We start from the raw sequence: 17541 nt of genomic DNA on the forward strand, positions 1-17541 counted from the left end.
TCCTACAACGACAGCCGCACCGAGGGCTTCAACGCGACGGTGCGCGCGATGACCGATATGAACAACCGGTGCCCGCTGACAAGCTATGTGCTGGTGGGTTTCTCGCAGGGCGCGGTGATCGCCGGTGACATCGCCAGCGATATCGGCAACGGCCGCGGACCGGTGGATCAGGATCTGGTGCTCGGCGCCATGTTGATCGCCGACGGCCGCAGGCAGGACGGCGTCGGCCAGAACCTGAGCCCCAACCCGCCCGGGCAGGGTGCCGAAATCACCCTGCACGAGCTGCCGATGCTCTCCGCGCTGGGACTGTCGATGACAGGTCCTCGCGACGGCGGATTCGGCGCGCTCGATGACCGCACCTATCAGATCTGCGGTTCCGGCGATCTGATCTGCGCGGCCCCCGAGTCGGCATTCTCGGTCGGGAACCTGCCCGCCACCCTGGAAACCCTGCTGGGCAGCACCAAAGGTCCGGTGCATGCGCTGTACAACACCCCGCAGTTCTGGACGCTGGACGGCAAGGCGGCACCGCAGTGGACCCTGGACTGGGCCCGCGGGCTGATCGAGAACGCGCCGCACCCCAAGCACGAGTAGAGCTTGTTCGTCCTCCCGTCGCTGCGCTCGCCCTGGCTCGTCCCGGGAAAAGCGACTCGCCGGTAACCAGATTTGGCCTGCGGGAATCGGTCACCTAACATTAAGAGAAAACTAAGAGTAGTGAGTGGTCGGTCAGTGGTTCGTCCATCGGCCAGAATCCGCCGCCCCGGTACGATTCCGGAGGCTCGCGCCGACCGTGCGATGAGTGTGCTGTGACAGGAGTATTTGATGCCGTTCCATAACCCGTTCATCAAGAACGGTCAGATCAAGTTCCCCGACAGCGCCAGCATCGTCTCCCACGTCGAGCGCTGGGCGAAGGTCCGCGGCGACAAGCTCGCCTATCGTTTCCTGGACTACTCCACCGAGCGTGACGGTGTCGAGTGCGATATGACCTGGGCCCAGTTCAGCGCCCGCAACCGCGCCGTCGCGGCGCGCCTGCAGCAGGTCACCGAGGTCGGCGACCGCGTCGCCATCCTCTGTCCGCAGAACCTGGACTACCTGGTCGCCATGTACGGCGCCATCTACGCCGGTCGCATCGCGGTGCCGCTGTTCGACCCGTCCGAGCCGGGCCACGTCGGTCGTCTGCACGCCGTGCTGGACAACTGCCAGCCCTCTGCCATCCTGACCACCACCGCAGCCGCCGAAGGCGTGCGCAAGTTCTTCCGCAGCCGTCCGGCCAACCAGCGCCCGCGCGTCATCGCCGTGGACGCCGTCCCCGCCGAGGTCGCCAGCACCTGGGAACCGCTCGATGTCACCATCGACACGGTCGCCTACCTGCAGTACACCTCGGGCTCGACGCGCATCCCGACCGGTGTGCAGATCACCCACCTCAATCTGGCCACCAACATCGTCCAGATCATCGAGGCGCTGGAAGCCGAGGAGGGCGACCGCGGCCTGTCCTGGCTGCCCTTCTTCCATGACATGGGTCTGATCACCGCGCTGTTGTCGCCGATGATCGGGCACAACTTCACCTTCATGACCCCGGCCGCGTTCGTGCGCCGGCCCAGCCGCTGGATCCGGGAGATGGCCCGCAAGCCCGATGACACCGGCGGTGTCATCTCGGTGGCCCCGAACTTCGCCTTCGATCACGCCGCGGCGCGCGGTCTGCCCAAGGACGGCGAGCCGCCACTGGACCTGTCCAACGTCAAGGCCGTCCTCAACGGCAGCGAGCCCATCTCGGCGGCCACGGTGCGCCGCTTCAACGAGGCATTCGGGCCCTACGGGTTCCAGCCCAAGGCGATCAAGCCGTCCTATGGACTGGCCGAGGCGACACTGTTCGTGTCGACGACCCCGGCATCGGAAGAGCCCAAGATCATCTACGTCGACCGGGACGCGCTGAACACCGGCCGCATCGTCGAGGTGGACGCCGACTCGGAGTCCGCCGTCGCGCAGGCCTCCGCCGGCAAGGTCGGCGTCTCGGAATGGGCCGTGATCGTGGACGCCGAAGCCGCCACCGAACTGCCCGACGGTCAGATCGGTGAGATCTGGATCAGCGGCCAGAACATGGGCACCGGATACTGGGGCAAGGACCAGGAGAGCCGCGAGACCTTCCACAACATCCTCAAGTCGCGGATCAGCGAGTCGCATGCCGAGGGCGCGGCCGATGACGCGACCTGGGTGCGCACCGGTGACTACGGCGCGTTCCACGACGGCGACCTCTACATCACCGGCCGCGTCAAGGACCTGGTGATCATCGACGGCCGCAACCATTACCCGCAGGACCTGGAGTACTCCGCACAGGAATCCTCCAAGGCGCTGCGCACCGGGTTCGTCGCGGCCTTCTCGGTCCCGGCCAACCAGCTGCCCAAGGAAGTGTTCGACGACTCGCACGCCGGGCTGAAGTTCGACGCCGAGGACACCTCCGAGCAGCTGGTGATCGTCGCCGAGCGGGCGGCCGGTTCGCACAAGCTGGAGCTCGCCCCGATCATCGACGACATCCGGGCCGCCATCGCGGTGCGCCACGGTGTCACCGTCCGCGACGTGCTGCTCACCTCGGCGGGCGCCATCCCGCGTACCTCCAGCGGCAAGATCGGCCGTCGCGCCTGCCGTGCCGGCTACCTGGACGGCAGCTTGCGCAGCGGCAAGATCGCCAACGACTTCCCCGATGAGACCGACTGAGACCGACTGAGTTTCCGGCCGCGTTACCAAGGCCGCACGGCGGCGAAAGTGAACAGTGGAAATGACTGAAGCACAAGATAATTCACCAGCCGTACGGGGCGACATCACCGTCAACGAGATGCGCGAATGGCTGCGCAACTGGATCGCCAACGCGACCGGCCAGTCGGCCGACACCATCAACGAGTCGGCGCCGGTGGTCGAGCTGGGGCTGTCCTCGCGGGACGCGGTGGCCATGGCCAGCGATATCGAGGATCTGACCGGCGTCACCCTGACCGCGACCGTGGTGTTCCGCAACCCGACCATCGAGTCGCTGGCCACCGTCATCGTCGAGGGCGAGCCCGAACCCGTGCTCGACGCCGACGAGGACTGGACCCGCGCGCCCGGCGTCGACGACATCGCGATCGTCGGTCTGGCCACCCGGTTCCCCGGCGATATGAACAGCGCCGACGAGATGTGGGCCGCCCTGCTCGAGGGCCGCGACGCCAGCTCGGATCTGCCCGAGGGCCGCTGGTCGGAATTCCTGGGCGAGCCCCGCATCGCCGAGCGGGTCGCCAAGGCGCACACCCGCGGCGGCTACCTCTCCGATATCAAGGGTTTCGACTCCGAGTTCTTCGCACTGTCGAAGATGGAGGCCGACAACCTCGACCCGCAGCAGCGGATGGCGCTGGAGCTGACCTGGGAAGCCCTCGAGCACGCCCGCATCCCGGCCTCCAGCCTGCGTGGCGGCGATGTCGGTGTGTACGTGGGCAGTTCGAACAACGACTACATGTTCCTGGCCGTGGCGGATCCCACCACCGCGCACCCGTACGCCATCACCGGCACCACCAGCTCCATCATCGCCAACCGGGTGTCCTACTTCTACGACTTTCGCGGACCGTCCGAATCCATCGACACCGCCTGCTCCAGCTCGCTGGTCGCCACCCACCAGGGTGTGCGTGCGCTGCGCTCCGGTGAGATCGACGTAGCGATCGTCGGCGGCGTGAACGCCATGGTGACCCCGATCGTCACCATCGGCTTCGACGAGGTCGGTGGCGTGCTCGCCCCGGACGGCCGGTGCAAGTCGTTCTCCTCGGATGCCAACGGCTACGCCCGGTCCGAGGGCGGCGGCATGCTGGTGCTCAAGCGGGTCGCCGACGCCAGGCGCGACGGTGACGAGATCATCGCCGTCATCGCCGGCAGCGCGGTCAACCACGACGGGCGCTCCAACGGCATGCTGGCGCCGAACCCGGACGCCCAGGCCGCGGTGCTGCGCAAGGCCTACAAGGACGCCGGGATCAACCCGCGCGATGTCGACTACGTCGAGGCGCACGGCACCGGCACCATCCTGGGTGACCCGATCGAGGCCGACGCGCTCGGCCGGGTGATCGGCCTGGGCCGCGCCGATGACAAGCCTGCGCTGCTGGGCGCGGTGAAATCCAATGTGGGACACCTGGAATCAGCGGCCGGCGCGGCCAGCCTTGCAAAGATGGCGCTGTCGCTGCAGCACGACAAGCTGCCGCCGTCGATCAACTACGCCGGGCCCAACCCATACATCGATTTCGACAAGGAACATCTGAAGGTCAACGACACCGTCAGCGACTGGCCCCGCTACAGCGGGCACGCCATCGCCGGTGTCTCGGGCTTCGGTTTCGGCGGGGCCAACGCCCACCTGGTGCTGCGTGAGGTGCTGGCCGCCGACCTGGTCGAGCCGGAACCCGAAGCTCCTGTCGCCGAAGAGAAGCCGGCGCAGGAAGCGGTGTCCGTCGGCGGCGTGCGGATGGACGAGTACGGCGAGTTCGTCACCGACGAGCCCGAGTACCCCAGCTACGACGAGGGCAACTACGAACTGCCCGGGCTGACCGACGAGGCCAAGCGACTGCTCGAGGTGGCCCGCGAGGAGCTCGAGTCCCAGGAGCAACCGGCACCGGTGGTGCCGCTGTTCCTGTCCGGGTTCCTGACCTCCCGCAAGCGCACCGCCGCCGCAGAACTCGCGGACTGGATCGACAGCGAGGCCGGGCGCGCCTCGTCACTGGAGTCCATCGGCCGGTCGCTGTCGCGGCGCAACCACGGCCGTTCCCGCGCCGTGGTGCTGGCCCACGACCACGATGAGGCCGTCAAGGGCCTGCGTGCGCTCGCCGACGGCAAGCCCAGCCCGTTGGTGCTGGCCGCCGACGGTCCGGTCACCAACGGACCCGTGTGGGTGCTCGCCGGTTTCGGTGCCCAGCACCGCAAGATGGGCAAGAGCCTGTACCTGCGCAACGAGATCTTCGCCGAGTGGATCAACAAGGTCGACGCCCACGTGCAGGACGAGCGCGGCTATTCCGTCGTCGAACTCATCCTGGACGACTCCCAGGACTACGGCATCGAGACCACTCAGACCGTCATCTTCGCCATCCAGGTCGCCCTCGGTGAGGTGCTCAAGGCGCACGGCGCCAAACCCGGTGCGCTGGTGGGACAGTCGCTCGGCGAGGCCGCCGCCGCGTACTTCTCCGGCGGTCTGTCGCTGGAGGACGCCACCCGCACCATCTGCTCGCGCGCCCACCTGATGGGTGAGGGTGAGGCGATGCTGTTCGGCGAGTACATCCGGCTGATGGCCCTGGTCGAGTACTCGACCGACGAGATCAAGACGGTGTTCTCCGACTTCCCGGATCTGGAGGTGTGCGTCTACGCCGCACCGACCCAGACCGTCATCGGCGGCCCGCCCGAGCAGGTCGACGCGATCATCGCCCGCGCCGAGTCCGAGGGCAAGTTCGCCCGCAAGTTCCAGACCAAGGGCGCCAGCCACACCCAGCAGATGGATCCGCTGCTCGGTGAACTCGCCGCCGAGATCCAGGGCATCGACGCACGCCCGACGAAGGTCCCGTACTACTCGACGGTGCACGAGGGCCAGCTGATCCGCGTCGGCGCGGACCCCATCCACGATGTGGACTACTGGAAGAAGGGGCTGCGGCACAGCGTCTACTTCACCCACGGCATCCGCAACGCCGTGGACAACGGGCACACCACCTTCCTGGAGCTGGCGCCGAACCCGGTGGCGCTCATGCAGGTCGGGCTGACCACCGCGTCGGCAGGTCTGCACGACGCCCAGCTGATCGCCACCCTGGCCCGCAAGCAGGACGAGGTCGACTCGATGACGGTGGCGATGGCCACCCTGTTCGTGCACGGCCACGATCTGGACCCGCGCTCGCTGTTCCCGCGGCGGTCCCGCGGCCTGGCCGGCGCCCTGGACTACGCCGACATCCCGCTCACCCGCTTCCGCCGCAAGCAGCACTGGCTGGACGCCCGGTTCACCGGCGACAGCTCGGTCCTCATGCCCGGCACCCACGTGGCCACCCCGGATGGTCGCCACGTCTGGGAGTACGCACCAGACGGTGCGGCCGACCTGTCGGCGTTGGTGAAAGCCGCTGCCGTGCAGGTGCTTCCCGACGCCCAGCTGACCGCGTTCGAGCAGCGTGCGGTCCCGGCCGACAATGCCCGCCTGGTCACCACGCTCACCCGGCACCCCGGTGGGGCGACGGTGCAGGTGCACGCCCGCATCGACGAATCCTTCACGCTCGTCTACGACGCCATCGTCAGCCGCGGCGGCCAGCAGGCCGTGCTGCCGATCGCCGTCGGCGCGGGCACCGTCGCCGAGATCGCCGCCGCACCAGCCGTTGTCGAGGAGTCCGCCCCGGCGTTCGAGGCCGACAACCTCACCGCCGGTGCCAACATCGGGGCGAACTTCGCCAAATGGTCCGCGGACACCGGCGAGACGGTCGCCGATCGGCTGGGAACCATCGTCGGCAGCGCCATGGGCTATGAGCCCGAGGACCTGCCCTGGGAGGTGCCGCTGATCGAACTCGGCCTGGATTCCCTGATGGCCGTGCGTATCAAGAACCGCGTCGAGTACGACTTCGACCTGCCACCGATCCAGCTGACCGCGGTGCGCGATGCCAACCTGTACGCGGTGGAGAAGCTGATCCAGTACGCCATCGAGCACCGCGACGAGGTCGGCGAACTGGCCGAGGCGCAGAAGGGGCAGAGCGCCGAGGAGATCGCCGCCGCGCAGGCCGAGCTCATGGGCGGGGCGACCACGGTCGCCGAGTTGGAGGCCAAGCTGGCCGAGGTAGGGCATCCGATCGCAGCGGAGCAGACCGACGACACCGTCGAATCGCTTGCCGAGGTGGGTATCGAGATCCCGCCGCCACCAACGGATCCGAGCGGACCGGCGCAGGGTGCTCCCGCGAAGCCGAGCGCGACCGCGGCTGCGGCCGCGGCGAAGGTGCTCACCCAGGAGGCGGTCACCGAGGCGCTGGGCGCCGACGTCCCCCCACGCGACGCGGCCGAGCGCGTCACCTTCGCCACCTGGGCGATCGTGACCGGCAAGTCGCCCGGCGGCATCTTCAACGAGCTGCCCACGATCGATGCGGCGGCCGCCACCAAGCTGGCCGACCGGCTGTCCGAACGTGCCGAGGGCACCATCACCGTCGAGAACGTGACCTCGGCCAGGACCATCGAGGAACTGGCCACCCACGTCCGCAACCAGCTCGAAGACGGCGTGGTCGACGGATTCGTGCGCACCCTGCGTGCGGCCCCCGAGGGCTCGAACGCCTTGCCGCTGTTCGTGTTCCACCCGGCCGGCGGGTCCACCGTGGTCTACGAGCCGCTGATCAACCGGTTGCCCGCAGAGGTCCCGGTGTACGGCATCGAGCGGGTCGAGGGATCCATCGAGGAGCGGGCCGCCGAGTACGTGCCCAAGCTGCTGGAACTGCACGACGGCCCGTTCGTGCTGGCCGGCTGGTCCCTGGGCGGTGCGCTGGCCTACGCCTGCGCCATCGGGCTCAAGCGCGCCGGTGCCGATGTGCGGTTCGTCGGGCTCATCGACCTCGCGCTGCCCGGTGAGCCGATCGACCAGTCCAAGGAGGGCATGCGGGCCCGCTGGGACCGGTACGCGCTGTTCGCCCAACGCACCTTCAACGTGGAGATCCCCGAGATCCCCTATGAGGACCTGGAGAAGCTCGACGACGAGGGCCAGGTGAAGTACGTCCTGGACCTGGTGTCACAGAGCGGTGTGCAGATCCCGGGCGGCATCATCGAGCACCAGCGCACCTCGTATCTGGACAACCGCGCACTGTCCACCATCGAAATCCAGCCCTACGACGGGCCTGTCACGCTGTATCTGGCCGACCGGTACCACGATGACGCCATCGTCTTCGAGCCGGCGTACGCCACCCGCAAGCCCGACGGCGGCTGGGGCGACTACGTTTCCGAGCTGGAAGTGGTGCCGATCGGTGGTGAGCACATCCAGGCCATCGACGAGCCCTATATCGCGAAGGTCGGAGCTCACATGAGCGAGGCCATCAACCGCATCGAAGCTGAGAAGGACTCCAAGTGACGGAAACCCCGGTGCAGCCCAAGTTGCACACCACAGCCGAGAAGCTCGCCGAGCTCCGCGAGAAGCTGGAACTGGCAAAGGATCCCGGCGACGAGAAGGCCAAGGCCCGGCGCGACAAGAAGGGCATCCCCAGTGCCCGCGCCCGCATCCATGAGTTGCTGGACCCGGGCAGCTTCCTGGAGATCGGCGCGCTGGCCAAGACCCCCGGCGATCCGAACGCGTTCTTCGGTGACGGTGTGGTGACCGGTCACGGCACCATCGACGGCCGCCCCGTCGGCGTGTTCAGCCACGACCAGACCGTGTTCCAGGGTTCGGTCGGCGAGATGTTCGGCCGCAAGGTCGCCAAGCTCATGGAATGGGTGGCCATGGTCGGCTGCCCGATCATCGGCATCAATGACTCGGCGGGCGCCCGCATCCAGGACACCGCCACCTCGCTGGCCTGGTACGCCGAACTCGGCCGCCGCCACGAGATGCTGCGCGGCCTGGTCCCGGAGATCTCGCTGATCTTCGGCAAGTGCGCCGGTGGCGCGGTGTACTCGCCCATCCAGACCGATCTCGTTGTCGCGGTGCGCGATCAGGGCTACATGTTCATCACCGGCCCGGATGTCATCAAGGACGTCACCGGTGAGGACGTCACCTTCGACGAACTCGGTGGCGCCGACGTGCAGGCGCAGCGCGGCAACATCCACAAGGTCGTCGAGTCGGAGTCGGCCGCCTACCAGTACGTGCGGGACTACCTGAGTTTCCTGCCGTCCAACCACTTCGACGATGTGCCCATCGTCAACCCGGGCCTGGAGCCCGAGATCACCCCGTCTGATCTGGAACTCGACACGATCGTGCCGGACTCGGACAACCAGGCCTACGACATGCACGAGATCCTGCTCCGGATCTTCGATGACGGCGACGTGTTCGAGATCGCCGAACAGCGCAGCCCGTCGATGATCACCGCGTTCGCCCGCGTCGACGGCCGCCCCGTCGGGGTGATCGCCAACCAGCCGATGCACATGTCCGGCGCGGTGGGCAACGAGGCGTCCGACAAGGCGGCCGGGTTCATCCGGTTCTGCGATTCGTTCAACCTGCCGCTGGTTTTCGTCGTTGACACCCCCGGCGCCATGCCGGGTCTCGAGGAGGAGAAGGGCGGCATCATCAAGCGCGGMGGCCGGTTCTTCAACGCGATCGTCGAGGCCGATGTGCCCAAGGTGACCATCGTCGTGCGCAAGGCCTACGGCGGCGGGTACGCGGTGATGGGTTCCAAGCAGCTGTCGGCGGACCTGAACTATGCCTGGCCCACCGCGCGCATCGCCGTGATCGGCGCCGAGGGTGCCGCGCAGCTGCTGGTGAAGCGCTTCCCCGATCCGACCTCACCCGAGGTGCAGAAGATCCGGGCCGATTTCATCGAGGGCTACAACGCCAACCTGGCGACCCCGTGGATCGCCGCCGAACGCGGCTACATCGACGGCGTCATCGAACCGCACCAGACCCGGCTGCTGATCCGTAAGTCGCTGCGGCTGCTGCGCGACAAGCAGCCCGTCAGCAAGGTGCTGCGCAAGCACGGCCTGACGCCGCTGTAGCTGTCCGCCCCGGCGGTGATCCCCGGAGAAGCCGCCGCGGGTATCGAGCAGTACGAGGTGGCGGGTCGCTGTGGCCTACTACGATTCAACGATGCCGGACCCCGTACACCCTGCGGTGACCGTCGCGCTGGGCGCGGTGGCCACCGCGTATGAGGGTGCCGCGGTGGTCTACCGGGGTGCCGAGGGCCTGCCGGTGGTCGGCTCGTGGCTGCGGCGCAGCCGGCTGGATCTACAGGCCCGCGGCGAACGGGTGCTGGCCGCCGGTATCGAGGTGATCCTCGACGAGCTCGACCTGAACACCTTGGCGCGGCAACGGCTCGACCTCATCGGGCTGGCCAACGAGGTGGTGGACGGGATCGACCTGCCCGCGATCATCAGGCAGTCCACCGATTCGGTGACCGCCGAGGTGATGTCCGATGTGCGGACCCAGAGCGAGCGCGCCGATGATCTGGTGTCCGGCTTCGTCGACCGCCTGCTGGGCAGGGAGCCGCGGTGAGACCGGCGGGGGTGGTCAGTCGTGGGGTGGCCGCCGTCATCGATCTGCTGTTCGTCGGTATCGTGCTGGGCGCGCTCTACGTCGGCCTCATCCTGGCGCGGTTGATGTTCAACCCGTCCTCCTTCAGCTTCCCGACGGTCAGCGCGGTGTTCTCCACGGCGGTGATGTTCGGCGTGGCGGTGTTCTATCTGGCCGCGTGCTGGACGGTCTCGGGTTGCACCGTCGGCGCCGTCACCATGGGGCTGCGGGTGACCGGCCGCCGCGGTGGACGGGTGTCGCCGTTGATCGCGCTGATCCGTGCGGTGGCCTGCGTGCTGTTCCCGGTGGGGCTGCTGTGGGTCGTCATCGACGTGCGGCGCCGTTCGATCCAGGACGTGGTGCTGGGCAGCCGGGTGGTCTACGTCAAGGTCTAGATCGGGCGTCCCTCAGCTCGAGGGTAGGTCCAGCCAGTCATCGACCTGGAACGCATCCCCGCGGGCGACCAGGGTGGCGCCGCCATGACCCGGATAGTGCGCGGGGATGACGGCGGCGCGCCGGCGGGCGGCCTCGGTGAACACCCGCTTACGGGTCGCCGTGGCGGCCGCGGCATCGACGTCGAAGGCGCACGGATCCGAGGGCCGTGGAATCTGGATGGGGCAGTGGGTCAGATCCCCGACGAACACCGCCGGTCTGCCGGCGTCCAGCCACAGCACCGATGATCCCGGGGTGTGGCCCGCGGCGGGCCGCAGCCACACCGATTCGCTCAATTGTTGCTCCCCRCCGAACAATTCGACCTGACCGGCCTCGTACACCGGCGCCACACTGTCGTCGAAGACCACCCGCGCCGCGTCATCGCAGCCGGCGCCGTCGGGACCGAAGTGCCGGAAGTCGGCCTCCGGCAACAGGTAACGCGCATTCGGGAAGGTCGGCACCCACCCGTCGTCGGACGCGGTGGTGTTCCATCCGACGTGATCGGTGTGCAGGTGGGTGTTGAGCACCACGTCGACGCTGTCCGGGGTGACACCCGCGGCCGTCAGCGCATCGAGAAACCCGGTGTCCAGGTTGTTCAGCACCGGGATCGGCCGCTGGCGGCCGTTACCGACGCCGGTGTCGACGAGCACCCGCAGCCCGTCGACATCGATGACCCAGGTCTGGATCGCCACCCGCCACCGCCGGGTGTCCGGGTTCAGGAACGTGGGCACCAGCAGATCGGCGTTCTCCGACCACGCCGCGTCCGGGGTGTCGCCGAACATGTCGACACCCGGCTCGAACGACGTCTCCAACACCCTTGTCAGGACGGCGTTTCCGAGCCGGGTCCGATCTGCCATGGCTAGGGGCCGATGCGGATCTCGCCGGGCGAGTACAGCCCGGAGTGCGTGGAACTACCCAACTCGATCTCCGCGGGTTCGGCGTCGACGATGGTGTCGAAGCGCCGCAGCGAACCCCAGTCCTGGCCCCAGTCGTTGGACAGGTAGGTCGACATCACCGACGCGCGCAGCAGCAGATCGGTGATCCCCAGCAGGCCGCCCTCGAGGCCGTTCTGCCAGGTGTCGGTGCTCTGCAGCTTGGCGAAGTAGTCCGGTGAGATGCGGAACTTCGGGACCTCGGTCACCCCGTTGGCGTGCAGCATCGGCCGCTGGCACGGGAAGGCCAGGCCGACCGCCCAGTCCAGCAGCACGGGCTGCTGGGAGCCGATGTATTCCTGGACCGAGCGCACCTCGGGCACCCGCGGCGGGGTGACCGCGACCCAGTCGCCCGGGCTCAGGGACAGATCCTCGGCGATCACCCGGACCGCGATGGCATCGGCCGGGATCTGCCGGCGCGGGTAGCGCAGGTTGCGCCACGACGGCGTCGGGCCGATGTCATAGGGGCTGACCCGACCGGCGGGTACCGGGGCACCGTCCGGGCCGGCGACCGCGTACTCCAATTCCACGGTCTGCCCGGAGACTTCGCCCTTGGCGACGTTGACGCCGGAGATCGTGCCTGCCGCGGTGATGGTGACCAGCGGGTGCGCGTCGTCGGCGGCGGGCAACTCATACCAGGCCGAGGCGAGTTTGCTCTCCCGTTGTGCCCCGGTCGAATACGTGCCGGCGATCGGTACGCGCGCCGGGTCCAGGCCGTAGGGCAGCGGCACCCGGGAGCCGTTGACGCCGGGCCGCGGCAGCCGGATCGACCGGTTCCAGTCGTAGTCGGTGCCGGGCTGCGGATTGTTCAGCCGGATGGCCTCGGCGACGATCCGGTCGGGCACCCCGTCGGGGGAGAAGCCGGGCGCACCGGCCCCGCCGAGCGGGCCCAGCGGGCCGTAATCACCGGGCAGCGCGCGCAGGAACCCGGCGTTGGAGTCGGGTTCGACCAGGACGTCGTCGGCCATGCCGCAGCCGCCGGCGAAGGCGCGTACGTTGGCCCAGCCGTTGGAGTAGGTCGGGTACTGGCGCACCACGCCGATGGCCATCGACGCCACGAACACCACCACCATGAAGCCGGCGGCGATCGGGATCGGTGCGGCCGTGAGTCGGTCGACGAAACGGGAGTCCCCGCGCCCCGATACGTGTAACCAGAACGCCCACAGCGCCGCGATCACGAACAGCGCGAAGAAGATCGTGCTGATGGTCACCCCGCCGATCGCCGGGACCGCCGTGTTGAAGGGGACACCGAAGTTGGAGACGTACCACCACCCGTTGACCGAGGCGAAGCACAGCGCCACGACGAAGAACACGAGTGACAGGAACGCCATCCGGTTACGTGCCGACCGCAGCACTACCGGGGACACCATCACCGTGGCCAGGGCGGCCATCGCGCCCGCCACCGCGGCGAACAGGCCGAAGTGGTGAATCCACTTGGTGGGGGTGAACATCAGGAAGAAGATGGTGGCGAAGATGATGCCCATCAAGCGCCAGGCCGGACCGCGCGCGATGCCGGCGATCCGCTTGCGGCGCAACATCATGAACAGCGCCGGGAACAGGCACATCGCGCTGAACAGGAACGCGAACCGGCGTGAGATGGCGCCGTCGACGGTCGGCAGGACCAGGTAGTAGTACCGCAGATTCTCGGTGTACCACTGCTGGCTGGGCCCGATCGCGGTGCGGACCCGGGTGGCCTCCAGCACCGTGGCCAAGGTCTGGTCGGCGAACACGACCGCCAGGATCACGGTGCCGACCGCCAACAGCGGTGCCAGCAGCGGCCAGGTCCCCACCACGGCGCGGCGACGCATCAGGATGCGCAGGATGGGACGGCCACCGGCAACGAGCGCGGCCACCGCGATCAGACCGGTCGGCTGGATGCCGAGGGTGAAGGCGGCCGAGAGGATGGCCAGCGCGGCCGGCGTCAGCCGCCCGGAGGTGACCGCACGCTCGATCAGCACATAGGTGATGAGCGCGCCGGTGGCGATCTGGCCTTCGGGACGCAGGCCGTTGTTGAACGGCATCCAGGCACCCAGCAGCACCAGACCCGCCGCCCACAGCGCCGGGCGGCTGGCGACCACGGCGGGGCCGAGTCGGGGCAGCACCTCGCGGGACAGCAGCAGCCAGCACACCAGTGCACAGATCAAGTCGGGCAACCGGATCCAGATGCTGGCGTCGCTCACCCGGGTCATCAGGGCCAGCACGTTGTAGTACCAGCCGAACGGGTCCTCGGGGCTGCCGAACCAGCGGAAGTAGTTGGACATGTAGCCGCCGTGATCGGCGACCCGGGCCATCTGCAGGATGTAGCCGTCATCCGAGGAGTTGGTGCCGATGACGTACCAGAGCGCGAACGCGCCCACCACCACACCGTCGACCGGCGACGCCGTCTTCCACCGGGTGGGGATCAGCCGGTGCATGCGCCGGCCGTCGACGCGGTCCAGGCGCCACAGCGCCAGCACCGCGATGATCGTCGAGAGGATCGCCAGCACGATCGCGGCGAGTTTCAGCGGCGTCGGATGCGTGGTGAATCGGGTGTCGATATCGGCCGACAGCGACAGCCCTTGCGGGGCAGGTCCGGTCAGGTCGGTGAACACGCCGACGACGGCCGGGCGCAGGTTTGGGTCGGGGTAGCCGGTGCGCTGCGGGGTGCCGTCCTCCTGCGTCAGCCCGACGAACTCGGCGTAGGTGCCGTCATGGTTGGAGGTGATCTTGATGTCGGAACAGTCTGCGGCACGGTCGCGTTCGACGCTGGCCACCACCACGTTGCGCACGATGACGTCCACCCGGCCCGGGCTGCCCGCGCTCGGTTCGGTGACGTTGACCAGCATCGCGTTCAGCGCCGCGTCGCGGCCCTCGGCGGGCGCGGTGCCCAGCACCAGACCGCCCTCGGCGGGCATGTCCCGAATCACCGAGCACGGCACGGTGGCGGTCAGCGTCACCGGCGCCTGGGAGATCAGGGGGGCGGTGACGTTCGAGAGCTGGCCCGCCTGCGGCCAATTCAGGGTGGCGGTGGTCTGGGTGACCGGCAGCAGCGGCACCGCGACCGCCATCACGAACCCCAGCAGGCCGGCGATCGTGGCGACCCAGCGGGCGATCTTCACATCGTCGCGGGCCTTCGGTTCGTTCACAGGTTCACTCACGGCTCCGGCTTGTCCGCTCCCGTTCATGTCGTTCACGGCAGGGCCCTGATCGGTCCGCCGCGACTCCAGCCGAACACGTTCGCAGTCCCTTCTTCGATGACGGCGTCGGGCGCGACATCGCGCGGCACCACCCGGATATAGCGCTCGATCGAACCCCAGTCGCGGTACCAGTCGTCACGCAGATAGGTGGGGATCGTCGAGGTGCGCAGCAGCGCCTGGATGAACAGGAACGGTCCACCGTCATCGGCGGACTGCCACTGGTTCGAGGACGCCACCATCTGCTTGAAGTTCGGAATGATCCGGTATTCCGGCAGTTCGGCGACGCCGAGGTGTTCGGCGAACGGCCGCTGGCAGGGGAAGTTGGACGCGGTGGCGATGTCCATCAGCACCGGCGTCTGCGTACCGAGGTACTGCTGGGCCGTCTGCAGGACCGGCACCCGCGGCGGGGTGAACCCGAACCACTGATCCTCGGACAGGTTCGGGTCATCGGCGACGATGCGGGCCACATTGGCCTCCGGCGGAGCCGAGGCGAGCGGGAAACGCAGGTTGCGCCAGGCCTTCTGATAGAAGGTGTCGATCGGCTGGACCTCCGACAGCGCCTGATAGCTGCCGTCGGGCCGGTGCACACCCCACTGCAATTTCAGTGACTGGCCGTAGTTGAAGGAACCGTCCTCCTCGTAGAACCAGATCGCGCCCACCGCGGCGACGGTCACCAGTGGACGGTCCGGGCTGCGGGGCGGCAGCTGGTACCAGGCCGAGGTGGCCTTGGCGGCAAGGGTGTTCTCGTCGAAGCTGCCCATCACCGGAGTGGTGTCCGGGTCGAGTCCGAACGGTAGGTACACCCGGGATCCGTTGACGCCCTCGGGGCCGTAGCCGCCGCCGGTACCTGCCGCGTAGCCGACACCGACATTCGGCTTGTCGACCGGCCCGTCCGAGTTCGGGGTGCCGGGGTTGGCGGCCACCGGTTCGGGGGGCTCCAGGGTGTCGCTGACGCCGTTGGGCGTGAACCCGATGGGCTTGTCGCCGCCGAGCGGGCCGTACTCGCCGAAGCGCTGGCCCGGAACCGGTTGCAGCAGTCCGGCATTGGTGTCGGCCTCGACCAGCACCGCGTCGGCCATGGCGCAGCTGTCTGCGGACAGCCCCGAACGCAGGGCGGCAAGGTTGGCCGAACCGGTGGTGTAGACGGGGTAGCGCGCCGCGGTGGCCTTGAGCATCGAGCCCAGTTCCAGGACGACCATGATGACCGCGACGACCAGCAGCGGGGTGGACGCCAGCGCCCGGTTGCGGCCGGTGTCGGCGACCTCGGTGTGCCCGGCGTAGTCGATGCGGAAATGCAGCCAGGCGGTCAGCAGACCACCGGCGATCGCCAGCACCAGGAAGATCGTGGTGACCGGGAAGCCGACGATGACGGGCTGCTTGTCGAACCACGGCACCCCGTAGTTGCCGGTGTAGAAGAAGCCGTTGAGACCGGAGGTGGCCCATGCCAGCACGAACAGCAGCGCGGTCACGTACAGCGCGAGGTTGCGCCGGCTGTGCAGCCCGACCCGGGCCAGCGCGAACGCGGTCACGCCGCCGAGTGCACCGGCCAGGCCGGCGAACGCACCGAACTGGATGGCCCACTTCGTCGGGGTGAACGTCAGCAGCAGCAGCCCGATACCGGTGGTGCCGATCAGCCGCCACACCGGCCCGTTCACCGTGCCGGGCACGGTGCCGCGGCGCAGCAGCACCATCAGCAGACCGAACAGGCACAGCAGCAGGATCAGCACCGCGAAACGGCGGGTCAGTGAACCGTCGACGCTGTCCTCGACGGTCAGGAAGTAGTAGCGCAGGAACTCCTGGTACCAGGGGATCGTCGGGCCCACCACGTACTTGATGCGCGCGGACTCGGCGACGGTGGCCAGCGTCTGGTCGCGGAACACGATGACGAAGATCAGCGAGGCGGCCGCGGCCAGCGGTGCCAGCTGGGCGGCCAGGCCCAGTGCGGGGCGGCGCTCGGCGATGACCTGGGTGATCTTTCGGGCGCCGACGAGCAGCGGCGCCAGGGCGATCAGGCCCTGTGGTGCCAGCGTCAGGCAGAACACGGCGACGACGATCGCTGCCGCGGTCGGCCACAGCCTGCGCCGGCCCACCGTCTGTTCCACGAGCACCCAGCTGAGCACCACGCCGAACGCGATGAGCGGTTCCGGGCGCAGACCGTTGTTGAACGGCAGCCAGGCGGCCAGGAACACCGCGCCCGCCGTCCACACGGCGGCCCGGTTGCGGGCCAGCCGGTTGCCGAGCCGGGGCAGCACCACGTGGCTCAGCAGCAGCCAGGTGCCGATCGCGGCGGCGGTGGCGGGCAGCCGCATCCAGACCCCGGCGGTGCTGATCGAGGCCAGGTGCGCGAGCACGCTCTGATACCAGTCGAACGGGGCTTCCGAGGCGCCGAAATAGCGGTAGTAGTTGGCGATGTACCCGGCGTCCCCGGACACCCTGGCCATGGTCAGGTTGTAACCGTCATCGGAGGTCGGCGGTCCGACGATGTGCCACACCAGCAGTCCGCCCACCACCCCGGCGTCGGCCAGCCAGACCGACAGTCCGGTGCGGCGCCGGCGGCCCGGCGCGGGGCGCCGACCGGCGGTGCGGTCCAGCAGCGCCAGCGCGACGATGGACGCCAGCACGGCGGCCACGCCGAGCACCATCACCACGGTCTTCAGTGCGGTCGGCGAGGTGATGAAGCGGGTGTCGATGTCGACGTGCGCGTGCAGGCCGGCATCCGGTCCGACGCGCAGGTCGGTGAAGATGCCCGCCACCTGCGGGCGCTTGTCGAGGCCGAGAGTGCCGGTGGCGCCGGGGATGCCGACGAAATCGGCGCCGACCGCGCCGACGTTCGCCCAGATGCGCAGCTCACTGC

The 17541-nt window shown here is 68.6% G+C and carries 9 protein-coding genes; 6 read left to right on the plus strand and 3 right to left on the minus strand.

Annotation, left to right across the window (positions count from 1 at the left end; translation table 11 throughout):
• The 6 genes from AC1DTF_RS29500 to AC1DTF_RS29525 all read left to right on the plus strand — a co-directional run.
• A partial coding sequence (locus AC1DTF_RS29500; RefSeq protein WP_477476611.1) for a cutinase family protein occupies positions 1 to 591 on the plus strand: 591 nt, incomplete at its 5' end.
• 228 nt (positions 592 to 819) lie between these two features.
• Positions 820 to 2709, plus strand: coding sequence for a long-chain-fatty-acid--AMP ligase FadD32 (gene fadD32 / locus AC1DTF_RS29505; protein ID WP_057171155.1), 1890 nt, complete (start codon positions 820 to 822; stop codon positions 2707 to 2709).
• A 61-nt stretch (positions 2710 to 2770) separates the two neighbouring features.
• The gene (pks13, locus tag AC1DTF_RS29510; RefSeq protein WP_477476612.1) at positions 2771 to 8062 is read left to right on the plus strand and encodes a polyketide synthase Pks13; all 5292 of its coding nucleotides are present in this window, start codon (positions 2771 to 2773) and stop codon (positions 8060 to 8062) included.
• Entirely contained in the window at positions 8059 to 9633 is a 1575-nt protein-coding gene (locus tag AC1DTF_RS29515; RefSeq protein WP_477476613.1) for an acyl-CoA carboxylase subunit beta, read from the plus strand. Before pks13 ends, AC1DTF_RS29515 begins: the two co-directional genes overlap by 4 nt.
• Positions 9634 to 9724: 91 nt before the next feature.
• Positions 9725 to 10129 (plus strand): hypothetical protein, encoded by a 405-nt coding sequence (locus tag AC1DTF_RS29520; protein WP_477476614.1) that lies wholly within the window; start codon positions 9725 to 9727, stop codon positions 10127 to 10129.
• Positions 10126 to 10542 carry an RDD family protein gene (locus AC1DTF_RS29525; protein ID WP_477476615.1) on the plus strand — a complete coding sequence of 139 codons (417 nt, stop codon included), beginning with the start codon at positions 10126 to 10128 and terminating at the stop codon, positions 10540 to 10542. Before AC1DTF_RS29520 ends, AC1DTF_RS29525 begins: the two co-directional genes overlap by 4 nt.
• A 12-nt stretch (positions 10543 to 10554) precedes the next feature.
• Here the strand turns inward: AC1DTF_RS29525 and AC1DTF_RS29530 are convergent, their stop codons facing one another.
• From AC1DTF_RS29530 to AC1DTF_RS29540, 3 genes are all read right to left on the minus strand, one after another.
• Complete coding sequence (locus AC1DTF_RS29530; protein WP_477476616.1) at positions 10555 to 11436, minus strand: MBL fold metallo-hydrolase; 882 nt, start codon at positions 11434 to 11436, stop codon at positions 10555 to 10557.
• 2 nt (positions 11437 to 11438) lie between these two features.
• Positions 11439 to 14675 (minus strand): arabinosyltransferase domain-containing protein, encoded by a 3237-nt coding sequence (locus AC1DTF_RS29535; RefSeq protein ID WP_477476617.1) that lies wholly within the window; start codon positions 14673 to 14675, stop codon positions 11439 to 11441.
• Between the two features lie 5 nt (positions 14676 to 14680).
• Positions 14681 to 17541: arabinosyltransferase domain-containing protein (locus AC1DTF_RS29540; protein WP_477476618.1), on the minus strand; the 2861-nt coding region annotated here is incomplete at its 5' end.

This window comes from Mycobacterium sp. P4_H6 (genome assembly GCF_056400845.1).